Consider the following 26,058-nt stretch of genomic DNA (forward strand, 5'->3'; position numbering starts at 1 on the left):
GTAATGGGAAGGTTGAAATAGGGGGATTTATAAAATGGGTGGACAAAAATTGGGGAAAACAATTGTATTTGAATACATACAAATTATCTTTGGAGCTGCACTAGTCGGTTTGGCATTCAATATCTTTCTATTGCCGTCGAAACTGGCAGCGGGTGGCGTCTCGGGGATTAGTACAATCCTCCATGAACTATTCCAATTCAATCCGGCTTATGTGCAATGGGCTATTAATTTGCCATTATTGCTACTGGGCGTGATTTTGGTCGGCAAGGAATTCAGTTTAAAAACGTTGGTTGGGACAACTTTTGTGCCATTTGTCATTTGGTTGACGGCGGATATGAAGCTTGGCGTTGATAATCCGTTATTAGGTGCAATTTACGGGGGAATTATGCTCGGTGTTGGGCTTGGTATCGTTTACCGTGGGAATGGCTCGACGGGTGGAACGGCTTTGATTGCACAATTGGTGAAGAAATTCACGGGCCTTTCCAGTGGTTTTTCACAATTGCTGGTCGATGGACTTGTTGTTTTGACTTCAGCATTCGTCTTTAACTTTGAGTTGGCACTATACGCGATGATCGCGATTTACGTGACCAGCAAAGTGATTGATTTCGTCCAATTGCAAACATCACCGACTAAACTGGTGCTCATCATTACCGATAAAGAAGAGGAAGTCCAAGCCCTTATTAAAAATGAAATCAACCGTGGCTTGACGAAAATCAAATCGATTGGTGGATATGCCAATCAAGAAAAAACGATGATTTTATGTGTTGTTGAACAATCAGAGGCCGTCTATTTAAAAAAGTTGTTGCAAACATATGAACCGACATCATTTGTCATCTTCCTGAATGCATCTGAAATCCTTGGCCGAGGATTTTCACGGGCACAATTTGATGAGGATGAAGTGAAATAGAAGCATAAAACAATCCGCTGTGTGATTACAGGCGGGTTGTTTTTGTTTATAGAAGAATGAAGGTTATTCCAATGCGATTGTTGAAGTTAACTATATATTGCAATCATTCGACAGGGGGAATCGGTATGGCGTTTTCAGTAGTACGGGTTGAGGATTTACGGGCGATTGAAATTGCTCGATTAGTGCAGGAAAGTGAAGCGGAAGGCTACCGTTTTTTATCACGCTTGGTCAATGATTTTCAAGATGGTACAAATCGATTTAACAAGCCGGGGGAAGCGTTGTTTGCTGTTCAAAATGACGATCGTGATGTTGTAGCCATCGGGGGTGTTAATCAATCGCCGTTTGCCAACAATCCGCAAGCTGCCCGCTTACAACGGTTTTATGTATTGGACGATGTGAGGCGGCAAGGAGTTGGTTCACTTTTACTTAAAGAAATTATCAATCATGCGTGCGATACATTCAATGAGATGACGGTACGGACAGAATCTTCGAAGGCAGATGCCTTTTATCGAGCTAATGGATTTGAGTTGGATGATACTGCGTCTGAGACGACGCATGTGATGAAGTTGAGGTAGTGGCATTAGTGGAAATGGAAAGCAGATAGATCAGAGTATTGATGTGAAACTCCGTTTCGTAACTTGAGAAATGATGTTTGTCAGTTGCCAAACGGAATAATTCTTATGTCGTATTTTTTCAAACGGGGTGAATACATGAAAAGAACTAATCATGCGCTCGTTATCGGGGGGACTGGCATGCTTGCAGGGGTTTGTGTTGATCTTGCATGTGAAGGCTATTCTGTTTCAGTTATTGGGCGTACGCAATTGAAGTTTAAAGGGCTACAATCGGGCAGTCCACCAAATTCTATCTTTCCGCTTATAACCGACTGTGACGGGGATGCGGTGTTTCGTGAAATTGAGAAGGCGATTAAAGAACGCGGTCCGTTTAATCTGATTGTCAGTTGGACACAAAATTACAGCACTCTTGAACGTATTTGCGAAATGAATATAGGAGACAAACCTTTTCGTCTATTTCATATAAAGGGGAGCCGGCGGTATTTCGAAGATGAGCCCATCCGAATTCCAAGTCAGTGTATCTACCGGAAAGTTTTTTTAGGTTTTGTCGTGGAAGACGTTGGTTCACGCTGGCTTACACACGAAGAGATTGTAAATGGCGTCATCAAACAAATAACGATTGATGAGGCGGAAGGAATAATAGGTCAAATTCATCCCTACGAAGCGCGGCCAATTTATTAACAGGCGGGATTGAAAATCTGTATAGACGGTGTTATCTTTCGAACGGTTAACACTGACTTTTAAGCACGAGATAGAAAGGATTAGATGTAATGTTCATTCGAAAAGCAAAGATAGAGGATGTTACTGCAGTCGCAAAGGTACAAGTAGACAGTTGGAGAACGACCTATAAAGGAATTGTTCCGGAGGATTATTTGAACAGTCTTTCTTACGGGGAACGGGAGGTCATTTGGCAAGGGGCTATTCAGGAAAATAATCTATATGTAGCGGAAGATGGCCTAGGACAGATTATTGGCTTTTCAATAGGTGGCAAAGAACGAACTGGGAAATATGATGCGTATACAGGGGAATTGTACGCTATTTATATTTTAGAAGCATACCAAGGAAAGGGAATAGGGCGACTACTTGTTCAATCTGTTGTGGATGATTTACAAGAGAAAAAATTGAATTCGATGCTCATATGGGTGCTAACGGAAAATCCAGCTTGTCGTTTTTATGAAGCGTTGGGGGGGAAAACGATTGACACGGAGGAAATCGAAATTGGGGGTAAGCAGTTGAGTGAAACTGCGTATGGTTGGGCCGATATTTCTTCGTGCTTTTAAAAAATATACGATGAACTTGTAATAAGTAGATAGTAAGGAGTAATGAATTGACGATGCAAATTCGAAATAAGGATGATATTCTTGCTTTTATTCAGGAAGACAAGTGGATGATGGATATATTGGCAAGTGTAAAATTGCTAAATTTACCGGATTGGTGGGTTTGTGCTGGATTTGTTCGTTCTAAAATTTGGGACGTGCTGCATGATTTTGATGAGAAGACACCACTGCCAGATATTGACGTAATTTATTACGATCAAGCAATAGTCGAAGAAAAGGAAGAGAAGAGACTCGAAGAGCAGTTGAAGGATTTAATGCCTACAATCCCTTGGTCAGTGAAAAATCAGGCAAGGATGCATATTGAGAATGGCATCCCCCCTTATACTTCAGCTGAAGATGCTATCGCAAAATTTCCAGAAACGGCGACCGCTTTAGGTGTCAAGCTAGATGAAGGGAATCATGTCATCTTGACTGCGCCTCATGGAGTACAAGATATTGTGAATTTAGTCGTCAGGCCGACGCCTTATTTTTTTGAATCAGAGGAAAGGATGCTGATTTACGCAGAGAGAGTTCGGAAAAAGAATTGGCAATCCATATGGGGACAGGTTGATGTTATAGGTTGGGATGTTAATCGGATTTAATGAATCTACATAAACCGTAAGAAAGGTGGAGACCTATGTATTATCCTTATATCCAACAACTGACACCCCCGAAACGTCGGGTGATGACGGTTACAGGGATTAGTAGCTTATCACTTGCACCAGACACCGTTCAAATTCGCTTGGAGGTCAGTACCGAAAATACAGAGCTACAGAAAGCGCAACAGGAAAATGCGCAAGCGATGAATCAAGTGATTGAATCGCTCTTACAATTGGGGATTGTTAGGGAGGATATCCAAACCGCTTCTTATACCGTTTTTCCGCAATACGACTTTGTTGAAGGTAAGCAACTACTGCGGGGCTATGAGGTGACCAATGCGATTAACGTAACGATGAAGGCGATTGACCAAGTCGGAAATGTGATAGATGTTGCTGTTCAAAATGGTGCAAACAGAATTTCGAATGTACAGTTTACAGTGGAACATGAACAATTGCATTACCAACAAGCATTGAGTCTCGCGCTAAAAGACGCATTAGCGAAGGCGCAAACGATGGCTAAGACGATGCAACTTCCGCTTGATCCGACGCCGATTAACATTGTTGAAGAGTATAAGAGTGAGCCTGTTGTTGCAGCACCGCGTATGTTCGCAGCAGCTGCAAACAACTCAACGCCGATTGAACAAGGACAGATTATGATTCGTGCAACAGTAAATGTACAATTTCAATATTGAAGGGAATGACTGGTATGAGAGAGGCAGACAGTGTGGAAACTGAAAAAACGGTTGTCTATCGATCACCCATTGGAAGGCTATTTGAAAAATTTTCTCGGCATAAAGATGTGTCGTTGGTGTATGGTGAGCCCATTGAATTGGAACATAAACGCGTCCTGCCTGTAGCGAAAGTTCATTATATGGTTGGAGGGGGCGGAGGATATTCCAGCGATTCTCCATTTGCACAAGGTGAGGGTGGCGGAGGTCGGATTTCGGTCAAGCCTTTAGGTGTGTATGAGATTGATACACATAGGGTAACGTTTAAACCGATTATAGATTTGAAATTTATTCTTACACTTGCAAGCGTTTTAACGCTTGGTCTTGTTTGGATACTCAAGAAATCCCGTTGATGCTCTATTTTATGACGACAATAATTCCCCGCATCAGTATTTCCACTGTGCGGGGTTTGGTTTTAGGTATTAACGACGGAACTTCAAATGCGTCATTTTCGCTTCCGTTCGTTTGGATTCATACGCTCTCGCTTAGGGCGGAGGTTACTCAATTCATCGAATTCGCGAGCTATCTCCTCTCTCATATCACTTGGTTTAATTTTTTGCGTTTTCGGTGTTTGGGGCAATGAACGTGAATTGTTTCCAGCACCTTTATGATCGTCTCTTCCCATAGCAAAAGCTCCTTTCAACCATTTAGTACTTCGTTAATATGTTACCCAAACATCGATTTTATTCGATGAAAAATCTTCAAGTGAACACAGAAAACATGTTTGTTTGAATTGACGTATTTTTCGCTGACAGTTCGCACGTTTTCACTGACTGTTCCTGCAAGTTCCCTGACAATCCGCGTTATCGCCGACAGTTATCCGAAAAAAGAAGGTTTACAATTATAAGTTTAATAGTATAATGGAATCTAATTGAATATTCTTATCAAGAGAAGCCGAGGGAAATGGCCCGATGACGCTTCAGCAACCTCTGACATTGTCAGAAAGGTGCTACCTCCAACAAGATTTTTTGTCTTGAGAGATAAGAACTGAGCGCCTAAAGCGAACCCTCTTTTCTTGTCATATCGAAAAGAGGGTTTTCTTTATGCCCAATTACATAAATCAATGAAAAGGGAGAGAAGACGCATGCCAATTAACATACCTAAAAAATTGCCAGCGGGGGAATTACTGAAAGAGGAAAAAATCTTCGTTATGGATGAGGAACGTGCGACATCTCAAGACATTCGTCCGATGAATATTATCATTTTGAATTTGATGCCGGAAAAAGAACGGACAGAGTTGCAGCTTTTACGTTTGCTAGGCAATACACCGTTACAAGTGGATGTGACGTTTATGAATATGGCAACACATGAATCGAAAAACGTGAGTAAATCACACTTAGACCAATTTTACACGACCTTTGAGCAGATCAAACACCGTCGTTTTGACGGCATGATTATTACAGGTGCTCCAATCGAACATTTGGAATTTGAAGATGTGAATTATTGGGAAGAGATGACGTGTATTATGGATTGGACGAAAGACAATGTCACATCCGTTATGCATATTTGTTGGGGTGCGCAGGCGGCATTATACCATCACTACGGCATCGGAAAATTTGAGTTGCCGAAAAAATGCTCAGGTGTCTTTACGCATCGTTTATCGGACCCAACCATTAATCTGTCACGTGGTTTTAATGATGAATTTAGAGCACCTCATTCGCGCTATACATCGGTTTCTATTGAAGATATTGAAAAAGATCCTCGCTTGTATGTGCTTGCAAAGTCAGAGGACGCAGGGGCATTTATTATCTTATCAAAGGATAATAAACATATTATGATTACAGGTCATTTAGAATACGATGCGACGACATTGGCGGAAGAGTATGCTCGCGACTTGAAAAAAGGCATAGACATCGATGTACCAGCAAATTATTTCCCGAACGATGATCCGTCTCAAGAGCCGTTGAACACATGGCGTTCACATACGCATCTATTATTTTCTAACTGGCTCAATTACTATGTGTACCAAGAAACACCATATGTTTGGGAATAACTTGATTCAGCAAACCCCAGCTGAATCAAGCTAAAGAAGAAGGCAACCTAGGTACGCCACGTCCTGTGGCGACGGTTGCATGACCGACATTCTGTCGGCCCGCGGATGTCACAGATTTTCAAAGGAGCTTTTCGAGCGGGCTCGAAAAAATCTGGACACAATTACGCCATGGCGTAATTGATTAAGAGACACCCTTGTTAGTGTTAGCATAGGATAATACGACAAGGGGGAATCGAAGGCGTTGTTTATGAATCATCAAGAGCATCCAGATGTTTATCAAAACATGGCCGCCACGTCAGTGACTAATCAAACGAGTTCCCAAACTGATACGTTCTCGGAATGGATGAAGGAGCAACAAGCAGTAAATGATACAATCCATCGGCAGCTTAACCTATTAGAAACGCTTATGAATGAACAGAAAAGGGCACAATCGAGTCAATTAAAAACAATCCGAAATCGTCTGTTTACACTGCAAAAAAGAGCTGACCATCAAGCGCATTTTGAAAAGAAGACGCTTGAATCGATGGCAATACTAGCGACTGATCACCAATCCTTACAGCAGATGTTGACAGACGAACACTCATTGAATCAGCAGCGAAGTGTGGAGATTCAGGACTTATGTGCATCAACGAAGGACATTGCAGAGCGCCTTGAATTATGTATAGCGACTGATGAAGAACTTGCGAGCAAGGTCAGTGAGCAGTTCATCCACCAACAAGCATTATCCGAACAATTAGCGCAGCAGGAAGACGCCCAGCAAGCTGTTGTGGGCAGATTAGACGCTCAACAGGGAACGATGGTCAAAATGCTAGGGCAAGTGGAACAGCTACGCTCTATACTTTACGAGCGTACAAATATGTTGACGAAGAAAATCGAAGATACGATGTCTGCCTATTTAACGAAACGAATGACAGGATTAGAACAACCGATGACTCACTTTTGGATGAATCCAAAACCGGAAGAGAAGCAGGAGAAAATAGATTGAAACACATAGAGTTATATCTCGAAGCAAGCGCCTGGCGATAGATGTCTGGTGCTTGTTTCTTTTGGAATAGGAACCTATTTTCCGTGGATGAATAGTATGTAAGGATTACTGAATTGGAGGGAAATGGGTGACGAATCAGCATCGACATAGCGAGAGCGAGTACTGGGCAAATCATTGGCAGAATCCACGATATCGGAGAATTTCAATCGAACAGGCGATGGCGATCGCAGTTGGAAGAGTGCCAGGCCAAGTCGTGAAGGCGGAGTTGGATTATGAAGATGGAATGTTAGTGTATGAAGTAGACGTTCGGACGGCTGATGGTCGGAAGTATGAAGTGCGAGTAGATGCGAATACAGGCGCGATTCTAAAAGTAAAACTTGATTGAGTTAAATAAAGAACGGTTTAAAAGGTTGTCTCTCTCATTGTGAGTGGGGACAGCCTTTTATTCGTGCGTAACTACAAGAAACAATCCTGATGTATAGGCATTCGGTAATGGTGGAACACTTTCCGTATAACGGAGGTGTGAGTTCGGATGGGTACGGATGAATTACTGGAGATTCATTTCTGGGAAACATTATTTAGAACGACAATGGCATTTCTTGTTTTATTGATTCTTGCAAGGGTGATGGGGAAAAAGCAAATCTCACAGTTAACATTTTTCCATTACGTAACAGGAATTACAATCGGTTCGATTGCAGCAGAAATCGCAGCCCAGTATGAAACCGCATTTGTAGATGGAATTATCGCAATGATTTGGTGGGCGGTGCTGACGTTATTGATGAGCTATATAGCACTTAAATCTAAGAGGGCTCGTGTACTTTTAGATGATCAGCCAACAATTGTGGTATATGAAGGGAAATTAGTAGAGAAGGCTATGAAGAAATCACGACTTCATTTGAATGACTTGAATATGATGTTGCGGGAACAAAGTATTTTTTCGATTAAAGAAGTGTATTATGCCATATTGGAAACGAACGGAAATTTGAGTGTTTTGAAGAAAGCGGATCAAGAGCCAGCGACAAAGAAAGATGTCAATGCTCCAGCACCTGAGCCTAAGTATATGCCCTCTGAAATCATTTCGGATGGGAAAATCGTGAAAAAGAATTTGACTGAACTAAATTTGACCGAAGAGTGGGTTTACGACCAACTGAAAAAACAAGGCATTGGTCAAGTTAAACAGGTGTATTACGCAGAAATACAGACGGATGGCAGTCTTCATATTGATGTGCAGCCTGAGAAGGAATAGGGTAAATGCCGAGTGAACAAGTTCCAGTTATATATATAAGCACGCCTGTTGATTAACCATTTACTTGCATAAAACATTGATGAGAAATGCTTTACATCTTCATTTCTACTGAACTATTTCCGTTCCGCTTTCGGGGAGGAATCAAATACAATTCCTCCTGTTTGAAGGGTAAGTGTGTCTAGAAATGACTGCGTCATTTCTAGACACACTCGTTTTCATAATGCTGTTGCGAATCATTACCTGTCGCGACTCTCCAATAGTTAAGTGAAAAATGTGGTTGCTTGGAAAGAAAAGATAAGATGACTTTCTATAAAGAGTGCCCGAAGATACAATTTCGGGCACTCTTTCCCATTGAACAATGCGTTCCTTTTTTACTTGTAGCTAGGCTTAGGCTTCTGAATATAGAAAATCTAGTAGAACAGTGAAGCTTCCTACAATAACAGCAGAAAAGACCATTGCAAAGGCTTCTGCGGCCAAAATTGTATCTTTGGCCGCCACCCTATATAAAAAGCCAACAATTCTTTTTTCCAAAAAAGCATGCGCACTTTGTATACCCATGTCTTTGGAGAGCGACGGATGAACAATCACCATACGATTATCGAAGAAAGTGTGAAGGGATGTGACAAGGTCACATCCCTTCACACAAAGATACCTCGATAATCGTATAGAAATTGTTCGATCCAAAGCAATCCGAAAACAATTGTATACAAAGTGCCTATTTTGGCTAATCAATAGACGTGATATATAAGGAAAAAACTGTCCCAGAAAGGTCGTCTTCACTGACTTTCTGGGACAGTTTTTGAGTCCATGTAACACCCCTACATTTTACTGGACTACGCATTCCTTAATTTCTGATACACCTGATTCAATTGCGGCTTCAGCTACAGCGTGTGCAACGACTTTAACAACGCGCTCATCGAAAGGATCTGGAATGATATAATCATCCCTTAGGTCAGCCTCATCGATTAAAGAGGCGATGGCGTATGTTGCTGCCAACTTCATGCTTTCGTTGATTTCACTTGCACGAACATCGAGAGCCCCTCGGAAAATACCAGGGAACGCAAGGACGTTGTTTACTTGGTTTGGATGGTCTGAGCGTCCTGTTGCAATGATACGAACGCCATATTCTTCAGCTTTGTTAGGTGCAAGCTCTGGATTTGGATTCGCAAGCCCAAAGACAATTGGATTAGCATTCATACAATCGATGAGCTCTTTTGTTAATAGATTCGCAACAGATACACCAATAAAGATATCCGCACCTGTCATGGCATCTTGTAATGAGCCAGTTAAACCGTGAGGGTTTGTGATTTCGGCGATTTCATGCTTTGTTGCATTCATGCCGTTTGGTCGCCCTTTATAAATGATCCCCTTAGAATCACAGATAACGATTTGCTCAAAGCCAAGATTCCGAAGATGTTTGACGATTGCAATCCCAGCGGCCCCAGCGCCATTGACTGCAATCTTCACGGATTTCATGCTTTTATTGACGACTTTTAATGCATTTAACAAACCAGCACCGACAACGATTGCAGTTCCATGCTGGTCGTCATGAAAGACGGGAATGTCACATTCTTCACGCAGTCTTTGTTCAATTTCAAAGCAACGTGGAGCTGAAATATCCTCCAAATTAATAGCACCAAATGTTGGGCTAATATTTTTAATCGTTTGGACGATCTCGTCGACATCAGTTGTGTTCAAACAGATTGGAAACGAATCGACGTTGGCATATCTTTTTAATAACAGTGCTTTCCCTTCCATTACTGGAAGAGCTGCTTCAGGACCGATGTCCCCTAGACCCAATACAGCGGTCCCATCGGTTACAACTGCTACTAAATTCCCCTTGATGGTATACTCGTATACGGCAGAGGGGTTTTTGGCGATTTCTAAACATGGCTCAGCTACTCCCGGAGAATAAGCTAAACTAAGATCCACTCTGTTATCGAGCGGAACTTTAGAGATGGTTTCCATTTTCCCCTTGTGAATCCCATGCATCTCTAAAGAAGTGTTATACCCTCTTGTCATTGAACATACCCCATTCCACACAGATTTTTTTGTGTATAGTTATAAATTATTAACATGTTTTCTCTAAAAACGCAAGTGTTTGAATTCTGTTAAATCAGAAGATTGTAATAAGTTAAGCGTTTTCATTCCCTTTGTTATCATGTTCATAAAAGAAGACAGCTATGTAAAAAAAATTTGAAAACACTGTCTAAAATTATTGCTCTTGCAAAAATAAAAGCACTCCTATAAAATGAATGACAGTCAGTCAGTTGGAGCGAGAGGGGAATTGGGATGAATAAAAAAGAAGCGATTGTGCATGCAGCGATTGCCGTTTTTCGCGAACAAGGAATTGAAAAAACGAAGATTTCGGATATTGTCAAAGCAGCAGGCATTGCACAAGGTACCTTTTATTTGTATTTTCCATCTAAACTGTCATTGATGCCCGCAATTGCGGAAGTGATGGTAGAAAAGACGATGGCGATTGTACAGGAGTCTGTACAAGAGGATGCAACATTTTCTGTGAAACTTGAACAGCTTGTGGATGCTATTTTTCTTGTCACACAGGAATATCACGAAATTCAAGCGCTTATTTACTCGGGTCTTGCTTCAACGGAACATTTAAAAGAATGGGAAATGGTGTATGCCCCTTTTTATAAATGGATTAGCGAACGTTTACAAGAAGCGAAGGATGCCGCAGTTATCCGACAATCGATTCATGTAGATCGTACTGCGAAGCTCATTATTGGCTTAGTTGAATCAGCTGCTGAACAAATTTATCTTTACGATTCGGAGCAAGAGGATCAGGCGCGCATTCAAAAGCAAGAGCTGAATGACTTTTTAAAACATGCACTCGGCATTCAATGCTGAAGTCGCTTGTTTTAGTATAAAATGAATGACAGTCAGTCACAAGGTAGGAGGATTATGTATGAGCAAGTCGTGGTTTTATGTCGCGATGACAAGTTTTTTTGAATTGGTGTGGATTTTTGGTTTTAACGTGGCGAGTGAGTGGTGGCATTGGATTTTTATCGTTGCTTTTATATTTATTGATTTTCATTACTTAACGAAAGCGTGTGAAAATCTACCAACAGGTACCGTTTATGCTATTTTTGCGGGAATCGGAACGGTAGGTACCGCTTTGATGGATGTATTCTTTTTTGGTCAAAGTCTGAGCGCGGGAAAAATTTTCTTCATCGTGATCCTAGTAGTTGGCGTAATCGGGTTGAAAATAGCGGATGAAAAAGAAGAGAATAATGCGACGAAAGGAATTGCGTAAACATGGGTTGGTTATTTGTATTCTTGGCGGCAGTCAGTGAAATCTTGGGCGTTGTTGGGCTGAAAAAATTTAGTCAGAAAAAAACAATCGGTAGCGGTCTTTTATATGCGGGCGGATTTGGTGGCGCTTTTGCATTTTTGTATATGTCCTTTAAGTATTTACAAGTGAGTACTGCATATGCGGTGTGGATTGGTATCGGGACGGCTGGGGCGGTTCTGATCAATATGATTTTCTTTGGAGAATCAAAAAGCGTGGGACGTATAGCCAGTGTGGCATTGATTGTTGTCGGTGTCATCGGTTTGAAAACATTGTCTTAATGCATTTATATAGCAAGAAAACGAAGCCATTTAGCGGCTTCGTTTTTTGTCTAGATATTGACTTTTATAAGATAGCCCATTGACGTTCTTGCGCAAACGCCTGTAATCGTGGTTCAGGTCGTACAGCGACAGGGTTTCCGACGAGTTCAAGGACTGGAATGTCTGAAAAGCTGTCTCCATAGGCATAACTATTTTGCCAGTCGATGTCTTTGCCAGCAAGTGCTTCTTTAATTTTTTCATTTTTTCGTTTGCCGTGGACGTGGTAAACAGGTGTTTGTCGATCGATGTGTTGTCCGTTTAATGGGACGTCTGTACCGATAATTGTATGGAAACCTAATTCTTTTGTGACGGCATATAAGAGAGGTGTATAAGCGCCAGAAACGAGCATAATGTGAACATCGTCAGCAACATGCTGTTTCAAACGGGCAACGACATCTACGTTAAAGCCTTGTCGCACCGGGTCGGCCAATTCCTCGAAATAGCTATCGAGTTGTTCTTTGGATAATGTATCGAGTGCATCTAAGTAAATTTGCATGGAACGTTCTTTCATTTTAGCTTCAGGCATCAGTTTCATTTTGTGACTAATATAAGGCCGAAGGATCGCTCTGTAAAATCGTTTGTATTTTGGATGGTGGACGGGATGGTTTTTTAAATGGTCCATTAGCAGTTGAAATGTCTCGTTTGCATATAATGTTCCGTCGAAATCGAATATTGCAACACGCATAATAATCACCTTTTCTCGAGTATTGAACTTTATGTAGATAATTCTTGGGATAAATGAAATTAATTCCTTTACGCAATCATACAGGGTTTGTATTGTGGAGGCAATTTGAGGATAATGAAAGATGAGAGTGAGGAGTTTTAACTATGCAAAAAAATCGTAAAAGCCCAGTAAGTAAAAAAGCGGGTACATCCGTTTATACAGTGAAAGAACCAATGGAGTTACTGCCTTTTTTATTGGAAAATATGAAGAAAAATAGCCGGAATTCGGTGAAATCCATTCTGACACGTGGACAAGTGTCTGTAGACGGCAAGATGGTTAAACAGCATAATCATCCGCTTCAACCTGGTCAAAGCGTTAGCATCATGCAAAATCAAGCAGCCATAAAAGAAAATACACTAACAGGCGTCAGCATTTTGCATGAAGATGAAGACATCATTGTCATTAACAAAGATGCAGGGCTACTATCTATGGCTTCGAAAAACGAAGCGGAAATGACTGCGTATCGACAAATTACCGATTATGTTAAAAATGATAACCCACGCAATCGCATTTTTATCGTTCATCGACTGGACAGAGATACGTCAGGTGTTATGCTATTTGCCAAAAGTGAAGAAGTGAAAGAAGCATTGCAGGCGAATTGGAATGAAGTCGTCAAGGAACGCACATATACGGCACTCGTTGAAGGCGTGGTAAGAAAAAAAGAAGGGACCATTTCTTCGTGGCTAAAGGAAAGCAAAACCTTTAAAGTCTATTCCAACCCGACGGATAATGGTGGTCAGCATGCGATTACCCATTACAAGAAAATCCAATCGAACAAACTGTTTACATTGCTAGAGGTTCAACTCGAGACAGGACGTAAAAATCAAATCCGTGTTCATATGGAAGACATTGGCCATCCAATTGTTGGCGATAAAAGATACGGAGCGACTGGAAATCCCATTAAGCGACTTGGGCTTCATGCAACTCGATTAGCATTGCTACACCCACGTAGTGGCGAACTCGTTCGTTATCAAGCGGACGTGCCGAAGGCGTTTTCTGCGAAAGTGAAATAACGGAAGTAAATTATCTATTCGATTTTGGACTAATCGATGTCACATAAAAAATCAGGTCTCCACTAAGTATGCAGTGGGGACCTGATTTTTTTATTACTTAGGAAATTATAAAATCTCGTACTGTGGATAAGTTAGCATATAGAGATTTCTCGTCTAGGCTCCAGGCGTCAGATGCTTGGAGGCTCACAGGATATGAGTCATGCAGTCGTTGCCGCACAGGACGCGGGGAACTTAGACTGTGTTCCTTGAAAGGCAAGCCGACTCTGTGGCAAAGACCGCCACGCCGTCGACTTGCCTTATGCCTGAGGCCCGCACGATGCGGCAGGACGTCGCGAACTTAGACAGCGTTCTTCTAAAAAGCAGGCGCCCTGCGTTTTTGTTTTCGTCTAGGCTCCAGCGCCATTCTTATATTATTGAATCGTATGATTAGGCATTGCGGGCTGACCAACTGTAGCGAATGAATTCAACAATTGCTGCATATCCTGTTGACCGAGTTGTGGCACTTGATAATAATGATGCTTATTTTGGTAAATCGCCAGTTCGTAGGCCATTTCAATACAGTTGGGAATCGAGTCGGCGAGTACTCTCCGAACGACTGGATTGCACGTTTCAAGCGCAGCAGTCGCTTTTCCTGTTGCGCCTTCTTTAGCAGCGCTCAGTAAAAAGCCTGAAATGATTTGGTCAGATATTTCTGCTGCAGACTGAATCGGTTTTGTCGGTGGCGTTTGCTTCATCCCATAGACAAAATCATTGCCTGTTGCCATTTTATACGTTTGAGTCGGATGAGAAGGGTCTTGTCCTGTTTTAAAACATTCGACTGTAATATTATATTCGTCCAATGTGAAGCGGTATTGGCGATCTAAGATATCCAATAACTCGGGATCCTTGACATGTTGGCGAAATAATAATGCTTGGTTAAGTGCAGCAACTGTACAAGATAATGCTTCATGAATATCAAACAGTTCGTGACCACCATGGTTCATGTGTTGTGAGACGGGCCCACTTTGCATATTTGCATGTGTTTGATCGAATGGATTTTGCGTCACTACATATCCTCCTATTGTTGATTATTTTTAATCGACAGTAGTATGGATGATGAAATGGGATTCATACCGTTTTTTTAGAATTGTCATAATTCCTTTCTAACAAAAATAGGCTTAGAGAGAGGACATTTTTGTCAATGAAAGGCAGATGATAAGTATGCAAATTCATGTAGTTCAAAAAGGACAAAGTCTATATGGTATCGCACAAGCTTATGGTATCACCTATCAGTCGATTGCAAATGCCAATGAAATACCTGATCCTTCACGCCTTGTTGTGGGGCAAGCATTGGTTATTCCAATTACGGGCAGTTATCATTGGGTACAGCCAGGGCAAACGCTGACGGTGATTGCACAAATGTATGGAATGACGGTCAACGAATTAGCTACAATCAATGGTATATCGCCTTCAAGTATGTTGCAGATTGGACAACGCCTCTATATTCCACCCAAACCGAAAAAAACGGCTGAATCATTGCTCTATGTGGAGCCACGAACGCCGGTTAGTCAAACGATGATTGAAGAAGTAAGACGAAGGGTCGATGCGCTCACATATCTTGCCATGTTTAGCTATGAAGTGCAGCGAGACGGCTCATTGAAAGCGCCGTCGATTGCTGATATACCAAATATTGCTCGTTCTGCTGGAGCGGCGAATGCGCTTGTTGTTAGTAATTTAGAGGATTTTGCTTTCAATGCGGACCTCGCACATGTCATATTTACAAACGAAGCGGTTCAAAATCGTTTGTTCGATAATTTGCTGCAAGTTGCTAATGAGGTCGGTTATAAAGATATTCATTTTGACTTTGAGCTTCTTCATCCAGAAGACCGGGAGCTTTATAATAATTTTTTACGCCGTGCAAGAGATCGTTTCCATCCAGCAGGGCTGACATTGTCGACAGCACTTGCGCCAAAAGCGAGCGATATTCAGACAGGCATTTACGGAGCGCATGATTATAAAGCGCATGGAGAAATCGTCGATTTTGTTACCCTTATGACCTATGAATGGGGATATACTTACAGCGAGCCACAGCCGGTCAGCCCAATTGGTCCCGTTCGAGGCGTTGTGGAATATGCAGTTAGTCAAATTCCGAGGGAGAAAATTTTCTTAGGGCAAAATTTATATGGCTATGATTGGTCGGCACCTTTTCCGCCACAAGGTGGTGCACCTGCGAAGGCACTGAGTCCACAGCAAGCACTGGCGATTGCGGTTAGACATGAAGTAGACATTGACTATGATTATGTCGCACAGGCTCCGCATTTCACGTATACAGACGATATGGGGGCACACCATGAAGTGTGGTTTGAGGATGCGCGTAGTATCCAAGCGAAATTCGATTTGCTTAAAGAGTTTAACTTACGCGGTATCATGTATTGGAAGCTCGGTCTAGCATTCCCGCAAAACTGGTTATTGTTGACCGATAATTTTTCGATTCGAAAAATCTAGTTAGGCTGAACTTATGATTTTTATCTATTATCCAGCGAAAGCACCTTACAAGCGGTCGCCGAAGCGCCGAGCGTTGTTAGTGGGATTTTTTATTTCCGTTTATCTAGTTAGAAAAGTGTCTGAAAACTAGCCGTAACCAAAAAATGAACCGCTGTGATTTACCACAGTCGGTTCATTTTTAACTAGTTAATCTCGATTTAGATAGTTAATACAGTTTTGAAAGAATTCAATGTCGGGGTTCACAAGCAGGACGGGTAGGAAAGTGAAAGTCAATATGAGTATTCCAACTCCACCTAAGGATCCGCGAACCATTTTGTTGATTTTCATAATACTCTCCCTCTTTCTGTCAGCAAGTAATTTTCAAACATTTGCCCCGGGGTGAGCTATGTATGGCGCTCCCGAAAATCAACCTGTTCGAATAAACTAATAATACCCCCTATTCAGAAATAAGTAAACATTTTTTTTCTTCTCTATACATAATTATGACACAATGTAGTATAATTATTGACTCACAGATAAAAATTGGTTGTATATATTCATATTTTCAGCGATAATACTAAAAAATGAATAAATTTTCTCGCAATATCAATAGTTGATTGATAAAGGAGATTCTCCTTTAACATATAGTATTTTTTTACGAAAGGGATGAGTGCGAATGACTAAATTGGAGTCAGTTCATACAGATAATAAAAAAAGGGCTAATCACTATGTTCATGAAGTTTATGAATTAGTGAAGATGAGAAATCCAGACGAAAAAGAGTTTCTACAAGCAACTCGAGAAATCTTTGACTCCCTTCGCCCTGTATTTTCCCAACATCCCGAATACATTGCAAATGGCATACTAGAGCGCATTACAGAACCGGAACGCATCATTACATTCCGTGTTGCATGGGAAGACGATCAAGGAAAAGTCCATGTGAACCGAGGCTTCCGAGTTCAATTTAATAGTGATTTAGGGCCTTATAAAGGCGGTATTCGTTTCCACCCTTCTGTTAATAGCAGTATTATGAAGTTCCTTGCGTTTGAACAAATCTTCAAAAATGCGTTAACAGGTCAACCGATTGGAGCAGGTAAAGGGGGATCTGATTTCGATCCGAAAGGGAAATCAGAACGGGAAATCATGCGCTTTACACAAAGCTTCATGACGGAACTAAGCAAGTATATTGGTCCAGACCAGGACGTTCCAGCGGGCGATATCGGGGTTGGAAAGAGAGAAATTGGTTACATGTTCGGGCAGTATAAACGCTTAAAAGGCGGTTATGAAGCAGGTGTTTTGACTGGAAAAGACCCAGCGCATGGCGGAAGTCTTGGAAGAAAAGAAGCAACAGGTTACGGAACTGTGTACTTCGTTGAAGAAATGTTAAAAGAAAAAGGGTTGCGTTTTGATGGGCAAACGGTTATCGTTTCGGGTTCCGGAAACGTTTCAACATATGCTATGGAGAAAGCGATACAATTAGGTGCGAAAGTCGTTGCGTGCAGTGACTCTAGTGGCTATATTTACGACAAAAATGGCATCAATTTAGATACGATCAAGCAATTGAAAGAAGTAGAGAATAAACGGATTTCGGAATATGTAAAAGAGCATATGGAGGCGGAGTATCATCCTGATTGTTCAGGAATTTGGTCTGTCCCGTGTGACATTGCGCTTCCTTGTGCGACGCAAAATGAGTTAGATGAAATTGCAGCGCATCGATTGGTTGCCAATGGCGTAAAGGCAATTGGTGAAGGAGCGAATATGCCTTGTACGCTTGAAGCGATGGCATTATTCCAAGAGAATGGTGTGTTATTTGGCCCAGCAAAAGCGGCTAATGCTGGTGGTGTTGCTGTTTCTGCAATGGAAATGTCGCAAAACAGCATGCGATTAGCATGGACGGCAGAGGAAGTTGATGAGAAACTTCATGTCGTTATGAAAAACATTTATGATAGCTGTCTGGATGCGGCAGAACGTTATGGCCATCCGGGGAATTTAGTAGTCGGTGCGAATATCGCGGGCTTTTTGAAAGTCGCCAATGCAATGGTTGCGCATGGTTTGAGTTAAGTACGAATAATATATGGAAAACGTGCCTATGGGGATTATTCCTGTAGGCACGTTTTTGGGTTTGAAAAAGTTGAAAAAAACCGTTGTGTTAATTTGAAAATATGTTATTATAAAAATACAAATAGATGCATAAACATTCATCCGGGCGAGTGGAAGGGGACATATGTGATGGAAAAGAAAAAAGTGGTTTTAGCCTATTCAGGTGGTTTAGATACTTCGGTAGCGGTGCAGTGGTTGACAGATCAAGGGTACGCAGTCATTGCCGTATGCTTGGATGTAGGAGAAGGGAAAGACTTGAGTTTTATACAAGCGAAAGCTTTGCAAGTCGGTGCAGTGAATAGTTATGTCATTGATGCAAGAGAAGAGTTTGCACAAGAATATGCGTTGCTAGCACTTCAAGCCCAGTCTTACTATGAAGAGAAATATCCGCTCGTATCCGCATTATCACGTCCGCTCATTTCGAAAAAACTCGTTGAAGTCGCACATAAAGAACATGCCACAGCAGTTGCGCATGGTTGTACGGGCAAAGGAAACGACCAAGTGCGTTTCGAGGTAGCGATTAAAGCACTAGATCCATCATTAGAAGTCCTCGCGCCTGTTCGTGAATGGAGCTGGTCACGCGAAGAGGAAATTGCTTATGCCAAAGAGAAAAATATTCCGATTCCAATCGATCTTGATAGCCCATATTCAGTTGACCAAAATCTTTGGGGCCGTGCCAATGAATGTGGCATTTTGGAAGATCCATGGGCTGCACCTCCAGAAGACGCCTATGATTTAACGGTTTCTCTAGAAAATACACCTGACACAGCGGATATCATTGAAATTGACTTTGAAAAAGGAGTACCCATTAGCATTGATGGCGTGAAATACCCATTGAGCGAGCTCATCCTGAAGTTGAATGACATCGCTGGTAAACATGGTGTTGGAAGAATTGATCACGTAGAAAACCGTCTTGTAGGGATTAAATCACGTGAGGTGTATGAGTGCCCGGGGGCCATCACGCTATTGAAAGCACATAAAGAACTAGAAGATATTACGCTTGTGAAAGATATCGCTCATTTCAAACCGACGATTTCACATAAGCTAAGTGAACTAATTTATAATGGTCTGTGGTTTTCACCGTTGCGCAATGCATTAGAAGCATTTTTAAAAGACACACAGCAATACGTGAATGGAACGGTTCGTGTGAAGCTGTTCAAAGGGCATGCCATTGTTGAAGGAAGAAAGTCAGCAAACTCTCTTTACAATGAAAAGCTGGCAACGTATACAGCGGATGATGAGTTTGATCAAGCGGCAGCAATAGGCTTTATCAAACTATGGGGCTTACCAACGGAAGTGCATAGTACGGTGAATAAGAAAGAGCGAATTGAAAGTAAGCAATAATTAACGAGAGGGTCTTCTGCCATAATTGGTGGAAGGTCTTTTTGGTAGTTTTGTAGGTATAAGGTGTTGGTGATAAGTAATCATTTGTAAGGATTGGTCGTATTTTTCCGTTCTTATTTTAATAGCTATGATAGTATGGAAAAATATGAATGAAGGAAAATTCTAATTGTATATCTGTCATTCAAGAAATACCTGCAAGGAGGAAAAGTAAATGGAACAAGTAGCAACGAAGAAAAAATCACCTATGCTATTAATTATTTTGGCGGTTGCGGCGTTAGTCGTCGTAGGTGGTAGCGCATCGGCATTTTTCATATTAAATAAATCACCGAAAGTACAGTACTTTTTAGCAGAGTCTAAAACCGTTGAAGAAATGAAGACTTTATTTGACGATCGTTATAAAAATGAGGTGAACTGGTCGAAGGTTCAACGAGAGAAACCAGTTGAAACAACGTACGATCTTTCTGCAGAGTGGAATGATCCTGCTGCTGATTATGAGATGCAGGAAATTCAAAGTATTATTAATAGCGTTGCTTTGTCTATGAAACAAGTAAAGGATCCTGTGAAAAAAGAGCTGGAATTTGAATTGGGTGGGGAGTTCGGAAGTGTGTCTACGAAACTTGTAACACTGTTCGGGACACCAGAGAAAGTCTTGTTTACATTCCCATTTATGGATGATTATATTCAATTTAATGATGCGGATTTTGGAAAGCTGATGAAAGAAGCCGACGAGGATTACGATGGTGATGAAAAATTAGGTCTTTCCTATTTATTTGATGATAACTTTCTAGCTGCTGAAGAGTTACGTACATATATCGGGACGGAGTATGTGGAGTATATTGTGAAAGAGATTCCGGAAGATGCCTTTTCAAGTGAGAAAGAAGAATTGGATATTTTCGGACAAAAGAAAAAGACAACAAAAGTTGTGATGGATTTATCTGAAAAACAAGTCAAGACACTGTATAAAAAAATCTTTGAAAAAGCAAAAGATGATGAGAAATTGAAAGAAGCTATAAAAGAGCAGATCGCATTTAGAACGTTTGGTGAGGAAGTTTCGAGCTTGGCAGTAAAAGATACGATGGAAGAGTTCGATGACTTATTGGCAGAAGCCATTGATGGAGTGGATGCCGCTAGCATTCCGAACGGGGTTCAATCGACGATATGGCACGATTCAAATATCATTGTCAAACGTGAATTTACGTTCTCTGCGGGAGATGAAAAGGACGACGTAGAAACCTTGACTGTGGAAGGTACGCAATTGCTTGAAAAGACGAATCAGAAATGGGATTATACCTTTACCTTTGAAGATTCTTATGGTGATGAGGAAATCCTGAAAACAGAAGGCGATTTGACGTGGAAAGACCAAAAGTCGGATGATACGATTTCGTTGACGATGGATGATATGAAGTTCATCTATAAAGGTAAAGAAGCATTAAAAGGGAAGAAGCGGACATTTACACGGTCATTTGGCTTTACAGATGGAGACATCGACCCTGCAGTTATTTGGAGCGGTACAGCTACGCACGAAAAGGATTCTGTGAAAGCGAATCACGAATTTACTATTAGTGAAGAAAGTATTGGCGAAAATATGTTCAATCTCATCTTGAAGCAACAAGGAAAAGTTGTGAAGAAAGTAGAGATGCCGAAGGAAACTGAGGATACAGTCAATCTCGGTGACATGGATATCGATGAGATTATGAAGTACTATGAAATCAATTTCATGCCGAAGTTTGAAGGCTGGATGTATGGAGTAATGGGTGAAATCCAAGGGGAATTATCCGATCTTTAAAGGATGGAAGTGAGTACTATGCTATCCATTAGAAGAATAGCGTTTTTTATAGGTCAATACAATCGTCAGTTGAAGAAGAAGTGGGGGACACTTCTTCTTCTTTTTCTATTTCCAATTGTGTTAATCGGTTTATTGTTGAGCTTGGTAGTTGGGTTATTGTTACCTGAGGAAACGTCTCCTATGCGGGTTGCGTTGGTGGATGAGGATAGAACGAAAGAGTCTGTTCTATTTAGCAGCTTGCTAGAAGAAACGGCTTCGGTCAACCAATATCTTCAGATTGTTTCGCTATCAAAAGAGGAAGCGGTGCAATTAATAGAGGAAGATGAGATCAGTACTTATTTTTTATTTTCAGAAGGTTTTACGGCGGATTTGTACGAGGGAGAGTCTGTGACCATTCCTATTGTCGGAAACCCTTCGAGACCTATCGAAAGCTATCTTGTGAAAGAGTTAGTGGAAAGCATGGCACGTTATATTGCAGCGGCGCAGGCAAATATACTGACAATCAATGACTATGCTAAAATGACGCCGATGTCAAAAGAGGAGCGTCAGGAGCTGATGTTTCAGCAGTTTATGGATTTTACACTGTATACACTAGGCAAAGATAAGTTGCTCGATGAAGAGGTGCTGACTAATATTGCGACATCCTCGCCGATGCATTATTACGTAGTAGCAGGCTGGTTTATCGTCTTATCCGTTTGGTTGCTTGCGTTTTATATGGTGTTGGGAAAAGAGGAACATCCAGGGATGCTTGTCCGCATGACGTTGTTCGGTGTGACGATGTGGCAACGGGTCATTGCGCGTATGCTTGTGGCATGGAGTGGTAGTCTTGTGCTTGCGGCTATGCTATTTGGCATCATCAATCGTTATGCCGACTTTGGCTTGTTTACAATCGATTATTTACGCATTGGCTTGTTTACAGCTCTTTACGCATGGCTGTTGCTCATAGGGATTGCCATGATCGATGTATGGGTTTCATCCCGAAAAGTGACGCTGTTAGGGCAAAGCCTATGGATGTTGTTGTTAGTCCTAATGAGTGGTGCGGTGATTCCAACGCTCTATTTTCCACTGGCAGTCCAAGCGGTTTTGCCGTATGTCTTTTCTTACGAGAGCATGAATTGGTTGATTGATATTATCTTGGAGGAACGTAATTATGCGAATTTTACCGTCTTAGCAGCCTTTGCTGTAGTGGGTTCGTTGCTACTCTGGGTGTCAACGGTCTGGAAAGGGAGGTTGGTTCAATGAAGGTCCTGCTAGCTACCCGTCTGATGCGTTGGAAGAAGGAATGGAAAAGCTTATTGTGCTGGCTTTTGTTACCGATCGTGTTGACATTGTTCGTGCTACAAAGTGTTGACATTTGGCAAGCAGAAACGAAAGTGCCGATTGCGCTTGTGGTGGAAGAACAGACAGACATGGCGGCACATCTTGTGGAGGCCATTGCAGAAACAGAACTCCTACATATTGAATTTATGGAGCTGGAAGATGCGCTACATAAACTGGAACAGCATGAGTTAGATAGTGTCTTTGTTATTCGTCAAGGCTATGAGGAAAGCATTTTGTCGGGGCGGCGCAATCAATTGATCGAGGCGTATTCTTCTAATCGTTCGTTTGCTTATCAAGCTGTTGTAGAAACGGTTACTTCTTTTGCCCAGCAGGATGCAGCCCGATCGAAAGCGGCGTTCGTGATTAAGGCGTTATTTGAAACGCATCATATGGAAGAAAAATGGAGTTATACAAAGGTTATCGACAGTAGTCGAGAGCGACAACGAGAGGAGGCTTTGCTTCAGTCGAGTTTCACATATTATGATAAAAGTGAGGATGGTGTCGGACAAGCATTGCCACTATTGCAAGTCTGGGGTGTTTGGGCATTGTTTGCGATGCTGACAACCTTTTTCTTATTTGACTGGATGCTGAAAGAAAACCGGCCATCGATGCAACCACGTTGGGCTTTTACGACGCTTTCGTTTAACAGGTATGCGCTGGGGACATTTGCGTTATATACAGTACTTTTAGTAGTCGTGGATTTACTGACAGCAGTTATATTTCAAGAAAAGCTAACGCAGCTTGTGCTGGCACTTGTCGCTTTCCGATTTACCATCAATCTGTGCGCTTTTTTACTTGCAACGGTTTATCGACAGCTGTTCTTCTATTATATAAGCGGTGTTGCATTGACCTTATTGCTCGTTGTTGTTGGCGGGGCTATTGTGCCAGTGGAGGGTCTTGCAAGAAAATGGCCGTGGATAGAAGTGCTAAGCCCGGTGCATGCCCTCCTAACGGGGACTGTATCAGTACCGTGGCTTGCTATGCTTTTATTCATCCTAGTCTTATGGCTGTGGAAAGGAAGGAAATCCTATGCTTGAAGTATCGAATCTTCAGAAGAAGTATAAAAAAAGGCTCGTTTTGGAGAATATATCTTTTCAAATGAAACAAGGGGACATTGTTGGCCTTGTTGGTGAGAATGGTGCGGGGAAATCGACGCTCCTACAACTATTGGCAACAGTTATGCAACCAACGCAGGGTGAGATTGTCTTGGATGGACTGTCTTATGCTAGTGATATGAAGAAAATTCGAAGGAGAATTGGCTATGTTCCACAAGAACTTTCTATTTGGGATGAATTCACGGTAGAAGAGAATATGCGATTTTTTGAAAAGCTCTCATGGAAAAGGCGAACGAAGGAAGAGTGCCGACAGCTCTGTTTAGACATGCAGTTAACGCAGTGGAAAGAACCGGTTCAGTCATTATCGGGCGGTATGAAAAGGAAATTGAACTTAGTGATTAGCCTGCTCCATGACCCGGTTTTGTTATTGCTCGATGAACCGACAGTTGGGATTGACCTTAAGTCTAAAACGGAAATCGGTTCCTATTTGCATAGCTTGGCAAAAAAAGAAGGCAAAATGATACTGTATACTTCTCATGATATGGATGAAATTACGCATATTTGCGACCGAGTGTATGCAATTGGAAAAGACCCATTTTACACAAATCTATTGACTGAACATAATCTGATTGTGGAACAGTTGAGGTGAGGGATGAGGATGAAGAAAATAATGGGCTTATGTTTGTTTGGGGTGATTTTGGGTGGTTTGTTTTGCTGGTGGCTAACTGAAAAGTGGATGGCTGATGGCTTGGAACCGAAGGCAGATGGTACGAATGACTATGCTATTGTACTGGGCGCAAAAGTGAAACAAGATCGTCCATCGCTGTCATTGCTCTATCGCATGGAAGCGGCGTTGGCCTATGCAGAGGCGTATCCTCATGTGACATTGATAGTATCAGGGGGACAAGGTGCGGATGAGCCGATGAGTGAAGCGGAAGCGATGCGACAATTTTTAACGGACAATGGCATTGCCGAAGAGCGGCTCATTATAGAAGATCGTTCTACTTCAACCTATGAAAATCTGTTGTTTTCGAAGGAGTTATTACCATCTACAGTTGACTCTGTCACGATTATTACGAGTGATTTTCATCTCGCACGTGCAAGAAAACTTGCTGCCCGTCTTGAAATACAAACCGACGGAGTGGCGGCAAAAACGCCGCAAGTCGTGGAGGAGAAACTCAAGATGCGAGAGCGCCTTGCGCTTGTGAAAACGTATATTGTGGGGAAGTAAGAGGGGACTGTCGGTGAAAAAATAGCGATTGTCAGTGCAAGTTCCGAAACGGTCAGCGCAAAAGGCGAAACTGTCCTCTCAACTCCAGTATTAATTCATTCCACATCAAAGAACCACTTGATCTACGAAATTATTCGACAGATGAAGTGGTTTTTGATTTGCGAAAGATGAGCCACTGAATAATTGTTCACAACAAATTGCTAATTGGTTGAAAACTCGGTTTTTGATTGTCAAATGTCGTGATATACTTGAATCCTATAGATTGCAATAATTCAAGCGATTCGCGGAATTGGAAGGCGATGTCGTCTGGTTTATGGGCATCGGATCCAAGTGTGATGATTTCACCGCCGCATTGTTTGTACAGTTTTAAAATATCATCGCTTGGCATGCCACTTGTTAACCCATAGCGCACACCAGATGTATTTAACTCGATGCCTTTTCCTTCGGGAATGATAATGTTGAAAATTGCCCGCAGTTCATCATGGAAGGGATTGTCGCAATGTTGTTTTGTATATCTTTTCACAAGATCGGCATGGCCTAGGATATTAAATTGTTTGTAATTTTGCACGCAATCTAAGAGCTCGCCATAGTAAATACCATATGATTCTTCAAGTGTTTTATTTTCGAAAAATTCGCCGTAATGTAAGCCTTTTTTCTCGACGGTGTGCATGGAACAGATGATGAAATCGAATGTCTCCCGATCCATGAGGGCTTCGTATTGATCAAGTATATGAGGCTGTACGCCGATTTCAACGCCTTTCTTAATGCGAATTTGCCCTTCATACTTTTGTTGTAATTCGTGCACCTTGTTTGCATAGGCCTGTTTATCAAAATCAAAAACAAGGGTATCTGGGTATTCGTAGTCAATATGTTCTGTGAAGCAAATTTCCGTCAGTCCTTTTTGGATGGCACTTGCAATCATTTCCTCCATTGGAATCGAGCAATCGGCTGAAAAAGAACTATGTACATGATAATCAAACATAAAAAAGTCATCTCCTTGTGTTGACATTTCGTAGATATACCCTTATAGTACTAAATAACTTTAGTC

General features: G+C 41.7%; 29 protein-coding genes and 1 riboswitch. Of the genes, 23 read left to right on the forward strand and 6 right to left on the reverse strand.

The window, feature by feature from the left end; genetic code table 11:
- The first annotated feature begins 34 nt into the window (after positions 1 to 34).
- From MKY34_RS10155 to MKY34_RS10185, 7 genes are all read left to right on the forward strand, one after another.
- Entirely contained in the window at positions 35 to 907 is an 873-nt protein-coding gene (locus tag MKY34_RS10155; RefSeq protein ID WP_342515045.1) for a YitT family protein, read from the forward strand.
- A 125-nt stretch (positions 908 to 1,032) separates the two neighbouring features.
- Positions 1,033 to 1,482 carry a GNAT family N-acetyltransferase gene (locus MKY34_RS10160; RefSeq protein WP_342515046.1) on the forward strand — a complete coding sequence of 150 codons (450 nt, stop codon included), beginning with the start codon at positions 1,033 to 1,035 and terminating at the stop codon, positions 1,480 to 1,482.
- 135 nt (positions 1,483 to 1,617) lie between these two features.
- Complete coding sequence (locus MKY34_RS10165) at positions 1,618 to 2,160, forward strand: short-chain dehydrogenase (protein ID WP_342515047.1); 543 nt, start codon at positions 1,618 to 1,620, stop codon at positions 2,158 to 2,160.
- 89 nt (positions 2,161 to 2,249) lie between these two features.
- A complete protein-coding gene (locus MKY34_RS10170) occupies positions 2,250 to 2,759 on the forward strand; it encodes a GNAT family N-acetyltransferase (RefSeq protein ID WP_342515048.1) in 510 nt (169 codons plus the stop codon).
- A gap of 53 nt (positions 2,760 to 2,812) precedes the next feature.
- On the forward strand, positions 2,813 to 3,397 hold the full coding sequence (locus tag MKY34_RS10175) for a nucleotidyltransferase family protein (RefSeq protein WP_342515232.1): 585 nt from the start codon (positions 2,813 to 2,815) through the stop codon (positions 3,395 to 3,397).
- 35 nt (positions 3,398 to 3,432) lie between these two features.
- The gene (locus MKY34_RS10180) at positions 3,433 to 4,086 is read left to right on the forward strand and encodes an SIMPL domain-containing protein (protein WP_342515049.1); all 654 of its coding nucleotides are present in this window, start codon (positions 3,433 to 3,435) and stop codon (positions 4,084 to 4,086) included.
- Positions 4,087 to 4,118: 32 nt separating this feature from the next.
- Positions 4,119 to 4,475 carry a hypothetical protein gene (locus MKY34_RS10185; RefSeq protein WP_342515050.1) on the forward strand — a complete coding sequence of 119 codons (357 nt, stop codon included), beginning with the start codon at positions 4,119 to 4,121 and terminating at the stop codon, positions 4,473 to 4,475.
- A gap of 92 nt (positions 4,476 to 4,567) precedes the next feature.
- On the opposite strand, the gene MKY34_RS10190 is transcribed toward MKY34_RS10185, so the two are convergent.
- Positions 4,568 to 4,747, reverse strand: coding sequence for a hypothetical protein (locus tag MKY34_RS10190; RefSeq protein ID WP_342515051.1), 180 nt, complete (start codon positions 4,745 to 4,747; stop codon positions 4,568 to 4,570).
- A 253-nt stretch (positions 4,748 to 5,000) separates the two neighbouring features.
- A riboswitch (SAM riboswitch) is annotated at positions 5,001 to 5,109 on the forward strand.
- Positions 5,110 to 5,206: 97 nt separating this feature from the next.
- On the opposite strand from MKY34_RS10190, the gene metA reads away from it, so the two are divergent.
- The 4 genes from metA (at position 5,207) to MKY34_RS10210 (ending at position 8,346) form a co-directional block, all read left to right on the forward strand.
- Positions 5,207 to 6,115: a homoserine O-succinyltransferase gene (gene metA / locus MKY34_RS10195; RefSeq protein ID WP_342515052.1), complete on the forward strand. Its 909-nt coding sequence runs from the start codon at positions 5,207 to 5,209 to the stop codon at positions 6,113 to 6,115.
- Between the two features lie 247 nt (positions 6,116 to 6,362).
- Positions 6,363 to 7,100 (forward strand): hypothetical protein, encoded by a 738-nt coding sequence (locus MKY34_RS10200; RefSeq protein WP_342515053.1) that lies wholly within the window; start codon positions 6,363 to 6,365, stop codon positions 7,098 to 7,100.
- A gap of 127 nt (positions 7,101 to 7,227) precedes the next feature.
- The gene (locus MKY34_RS10205; protein ID WP_342515054.1) at positions 7,228 to 7,485 is read left to right on the forward strand and encodes a PepSY domain-containing protein; all 258 of its coding nucleotides are present in this window, start codon (positions 7,228 to 7,230) and stop codon (positions 7,483 to 7,485) included.
- Positions 7,486 to 7,632: 147 nt separating this feature from the next.
- Complete coding sequence (locus MKY34_RS10210; RefSeq protein WP_342515055.1) at positions 7,633 to 8,346, forward strand: DUF421 domain-containing protein; 714 nt, start codon at positions 7,633 to 7,635, stop codon at positions 8,344 to 8,346.
- A 387-nt stretch (positions 8,347 to 8,733) separates the two neighbouring features.
- On the opposite strand, the gene MKY34_RS10215 is transcribed toward MKY34_RS10210, so the two are convergent.
- Complete coding sequence (locus tag MKY34_RS10215; protein ID WP_342515056.1) at positions 8,734 to 8,988, reverse strand: hypothetical protein; 255 nt, start codon at positions 8,986 to 8,988, stop codon at positions 8,734 to 8,736.
- Positions 8,989 to 9,171: 183 nt separating this feature from the next.
- On the reverse strand, positions 9,172 to 10,368 hold the full coding sequence (locus MKY34_RS10220) for a malic enzyme-like NAD(P)-binding protein (RefSeq protein WP_342515057.1): 1,197 nt from the start codon (positions 10,366 to 10,368) through the stop codon (positions 9,172 to 9,174).
- Between the two features lie 270 nt (positions 10,369 to 10,638).
- Between MKY34_RS10220 and MKY34_RS10225 the strand changes: the two genes are divergently transcribed.
- From MKY34_RS10225 to MKY34_RS10235, 3 genes are read left to right on the forward strand one after another with little or no spacing between them, the layout of a single operon-like run.
- The gene (locus tag MKY34_RS10225) at positions 10,639 to 11,214 is read left to right on the forward strand and encodes a TetR family transcriptional regulator (protein ID WP_342515058.1); all 576 of its coding nucleotides are present in this window, start codon (positions 10,639 to 10,641) and stop codon (positions 11,212 to 11,214) included.
- Positions 11,215 to 11,272: 58 nt separating this feature from the next.
- Positions 11,273 to 11,620 (forward strand): multidrug efflux SMR transporter, encoded by a 348-nt coding sequence (locus MKY34_RS10230; protein ID WP_342515059.1) that lies wholly within the window; start codon positions 11,273 to 11,275, stop codon positions 11,618 to 11,620.
- Between the two features lie 2 nt (positions 11,621 to 11,622).
- A complete protein-coding gene (locus MKY34_RS10235; RefSeq protein WP_342515060.1) occupies positions 11,623 to 11,937 on the forward strand; it encodes an SMR family transporter in 315 nt (104 codons plus the stop codon).
- Positions 11,938 to 12,001: 64 nt separating this feature from the next.
- Here the strand turns inward: MKY34_RS10235 and MKY34_RS10240 are convergent, their stop codons facing one another.
- Positions 12,002 to 12,661 carry an HAD-IB family hydrolase gene (locus MKY34_RS10240; RefSeq protein WP_342515061.1) on the reverse strand — a complete coding sequence of 220 codons (660 nt, stop codon included), beginning with the start codon at positions 12,659 to 12,661 and terminating at the stop codon, positions 12,002 to 12,004.
- A gap of 143 nt (positions 12,662 to 12,804) precedes the next feature.
- On the opposite strand from MKY34_RS10240, the gene MKY34_RS10245 reads away from it, so the two are divergent.
- On the forward strand, positions 12,805 to 13,713 hold the full coding sequence (locus MKY34_RS10245) for an RluA family pseudouridine synthase (protein ID WP_342515062.1): 909 nt from the start codon (positions 12,805 to 12,807) through the stop codon (positions 13,711 to 13,713).
- Positions 13,714 to 14,123: 410 nt separating this feature from the next.
- Here MKY34_RS10245 and MKY34_RS10250 read toward each other — a convergent pair whose 3' ends face one another.
- On the reverse strand, positions 14,124 to 14,723 hold the full coding sequence (locus MKY34_RS10250) for a spore coat protein (protein ID WP_342515233.1): 600 nt from the start codon (positions 14,721 to 14,723) through the stop codon (positions 14,124 to 14,126).
- Positions 14,724 to 14,913: 190 nt separating this feature from the next.
- Between MKY34_RS10250 and MKY34_RS10255 the strand changes: the two genes are divergently transcribed.
- The 8 genes from MKY34_RS10255 to MKY34_RS10290 all read left to right on the forward strand — a co-directional run bounded on the left by MKY34_RS10255 (position 14,914) and on the right by MKY34_RS10290 (position 25,010).
- Positions 14,914 to 16,197 carry a glycoside hydrolase family 18 protein gene (locus MKY34_RS10255; RefSeq protein ID WP_342515063.1) on the forward strand — a complete coding sequence of 428 codons (1,284 nt, stop codon included), beginning with the start codon at positions 14,914 to 14,916 and terminating at the stop codon, positions 16,195 to 16,197.
- 655 nt (positions 16,198 to 16,852) lie between these two features.
- On the forward strand, positions 16,853 to 18,235 hold the full coding sequence (gene gdhA, locus MKY34_RS10260) for an NADP-specific glutamate dehydrogenase (protein WP_342515064.1): 1,383 nt from the start codon (positions 16,853 to 16,855) through the stop codon (positions 18,233 to 18,235).
- A gap of 165 nt (positions 18,236 to 18,400) precedes the next feature.
- The gene (locus MKY34_RS10265; RefSeq protein ID WP_342515065.1) at positions 18,401 to 19,618 is read left to right on the forward strand and encodes an argininosuccinate synthase; all 1,218 of its coding nucleotides are present in this window, start codon (positions 18,401 to 18,403) and stop codon (positions 19,616 to 19,618) included.
- Between the two features lie 211 nt (positions 19,619 to 19,829).
- Entirely contained in the window at positions 19,830 to 21,404 is a 1,575-nt protein-coding gene (locus tag MKY34_RS10270; RefSeq protein ID WP_342515066.1) for a DUF6583 family protein, read from the forward strand.
- Positions 21,405 to 21,422: 18 nt separating this feature from the next.
- Positions 21,423 to 22,646, forward strand: a complete 1,224-nt coding sequence (locus MKY34_RS10275) for an ABC transporter permease (RefSeq protein ID WP_342515067.1) — start codon at positions 21,423 to 21,425, stop codon at positions 22,644 to 22,646.
- The gene (locus MKY34_RS10280) at positions 22,643 to 23,761 is read left to right on the forward strand and encodes an ABC transporter permease (protein ID WP_342515068.1); all 1,119 of its coding nucleotides are present in this window, start codon (positions 22,643 to 22,645) and stop codon (positions 23,759 to 23,761) included. The genes MKY34_RS10275 and MKY34_RS10280 overlap by 4 nt, the downstream gene beginning before the upstream one ends.
- Entirely contained in the window at positions 23,754 to 24,428 is a 675-nt protein-coding gene (locus MKY34_RS10285; RefSeq protein ID WP_342515069.1) for an ABC transporter ATP-binding protein, read from the forward strand. Before MKY34_RS10280 ends, MKY34_RS10285 begins: the two co-directional genes overlap by 8 nt.
- A 9-nt stretch (positions 24,429 to 24,437) precedes the next feature.
- Positions 24,438 to 25,010, forward strand: a complete 573-nt coding sequence (locus tag MKY34_RS10290; RefSeq protein ID WP_342515070.1) for a YdcF family protein — start codon at positions 24,438 to 24,440, stop codon at positions 25,008 to 25,010.
- Positions 25,011 to 25,197: 187 nt separating this feature from the next.
- On the opposite strand, the gene MKY34_RS10295 is transcribed toward MKY34_RS10290, so the two are convergent.
- Entirely contained in the window at positions 25,198 to 25,992 is a 795-nt protein-coding gene (locus MKY34_RS10295) for a histidinol-phosphatase HisJ family protein (RefSeq protein ID WP_342515071.1), read from the reverse strand.
- Positions 25,993 to 26,058 lie beyond the last annotated feature (66 nt).

It is taken from the genome of Sporosarcina sp. FSL K6-1522, from assembly GCF_038622445.1.
Taxonomy (GTDB): domain Bacteria; phylum Bacillota; class Bacilli; order Bacillales_A; family Planococcaceae; genus Sporosarcina.

Bases quoted from the DNA above. Each gene is read 5' to 3' on its own strand.
- MKY34_RS10255 (WP_342515063.1), top strand. From the start codon at position 14,914: ATGCAAATTCATGTAGTTCAAAAAGGACAAAGTCTATATGGTATCGCA.
- MKY34_RS10225 (WP_342515058.1), top strand. From the start codon at position 10,639: ATGAATAAAAAAGAAGCGATTGTGCATGCAGCGATTGCCGTTTTTCGC.
- MKY34_RS10235 (WP_342515060.1), top strand. From the start codon at position 11,623: ATGGGTTGGTTATTTGTATTCTTGGCGGCAGTCAGTGAAATCTTGGGC.
- gdhA (WP_342515064.1), top strand. From the start codon at position 16,853: ATGACTAAATTGGAGTCAGTTCATACAGATAATAAAAAAAGGGCTAAT.
- MKY34_RS10270 (WP_342515066.1), top strand. From the start codon at position 19,830: ATGGAACAAGTAGCAACGAAGAAAAAATCACCTATGCTATTAATTATT.
- MKY34_RS10175 (WP_342515232.1), top strand. From the start codon at position 2,813: ATGCAAATTCGAAATAAGGATGATATTCTTGCTTTTATTCAGGAAGAC.
- MKY34_RS10210 (WP_342515055.1), top strand. From the start codon at position 7,633: ATGGGTACGGATGAATTACTGGAGATTCATTTCTGGGAAACATTATTT.
- metA (WP_342515052.1), top strand. From the start codon at position 5,207: ATGCCAATTAACATACCTAAAAAATTGCCAGCGGGGGAATTACTGAAA.
- MKY34_RS10200 (WP_342515053.1), top strand. From the start codon at position 6,363: ATGAATCATCAAGAGCATCCAGATGTTTATCAAAACATGGCCGCCACG.
- MKY34_RS10240 (WP_342515061.1), bottom strand. From the start codon at position 12,661: ATGCGTGTTGCAATATTCGATTTCGACGGAACATTATATGCAAACGAG.
- MKY34_RS10280 (WP_342515068.1), top strand. From the start codon at position 22,643: ATGAAGGTCCTGCTAGCTACCCGTCTGATGCGTTGGAAGAAGGAATGG.
- MKY34_RS10245 (WP_342515062.1), top strand. From the start codon at position 12,805: ATGCAAAAAAATCGTAAAAGCCCAGTAAGTAAAAAAGCGGGTACATCC.
- MKY34_RS10180 (WP_342515049.1), top strand. From the start codon at position 3,433: ATGTATTATCCTTATATCCAACAACTGACACCCCCGAAACGTCGGGTG.
- MKY34_RS10165 (WP_342515047.1), top strand. From the start codon at position 1,618: ATGAAAAGAACTAATCATGCGCTCGTTATCGGGGGGACTGGCATGCTT.
- MKY34_RS10295 (WP_342515071.1), bottom strand. From the start codon at position 25,992: ATGTTTGATTATCATGTACATAGTTCTTTTTCAGCCGATTGCTCGATT.
- MKY34_RS10275 (WP_342515067.1), top strand. From the start codon at position 21,423: ATGCTATCCATTAGAAGAATAGCGTTTTTTATAGGTCAATACAATCGT.
- MKY34_RS10155 (WP_342515045.1), top strand. From the start codon at position 35: ATGGGTGGACAAAAATTGGGGAAAACAATTGTATTTGAATACATACAA.
- MKY34_RS10220 (WP_342515057.1), bottom strand. From the start codon at position 10,368: ATGACAAGAGGGTATAACACTTCTTTAGAGATGCATGGGATTCACAAG.
- MKY34_RS10290 (WP_342515070.1), top strand. From the start codon at position 24,438: ATGAAGAAAATAATGGGCTTATGTTTGTTTGGGGTGATTTTGGGTGGT.
- MKY34_RS10250 (WP_342515233.1), bottom strand. From the start codon at position 14,723: ATGCAAAGTGGGCCCGTCTCACAACACATGAACCATGGTGGTCACGAA.
- MKY34_RS10170 (WP_342515048.1), top strand. From the start codon at position 2,250: ATGTTCATTCGAAAAGCAAAGATAGAGGATGTTACTGCAGTCGCAAAG.
- MKY34_RS10285 (WP_342515069.1), top strand. From the start codon at position 23,754: ATGCTTGAAGTATCGAATCTTCAGAAGAAGTATAAAAAAAGGCTCGTT.
- MKY34_RS10160 (WP_342515046.1), top strand. From the start codon at position 1,033: ATGGCGTTTTCAGTAGTACGGGTTGAGGATTTACGGGCGATTGAAATT.
- MKY34_RS10230 (WP_342515059.1), top strand. From the start codon at position 11,273: ATGAGCAAGTCGTGGTTTTATGTCGCGATGACAAGTTTTTTTGAATTG.
- MKY34_RS10190 (WP_342515051.1), bottom strand. From the start codon at position 4,747: ATGGGAAGAGACGATCATAAAGGTGCTGGAAACAATTCACGTTCATTG.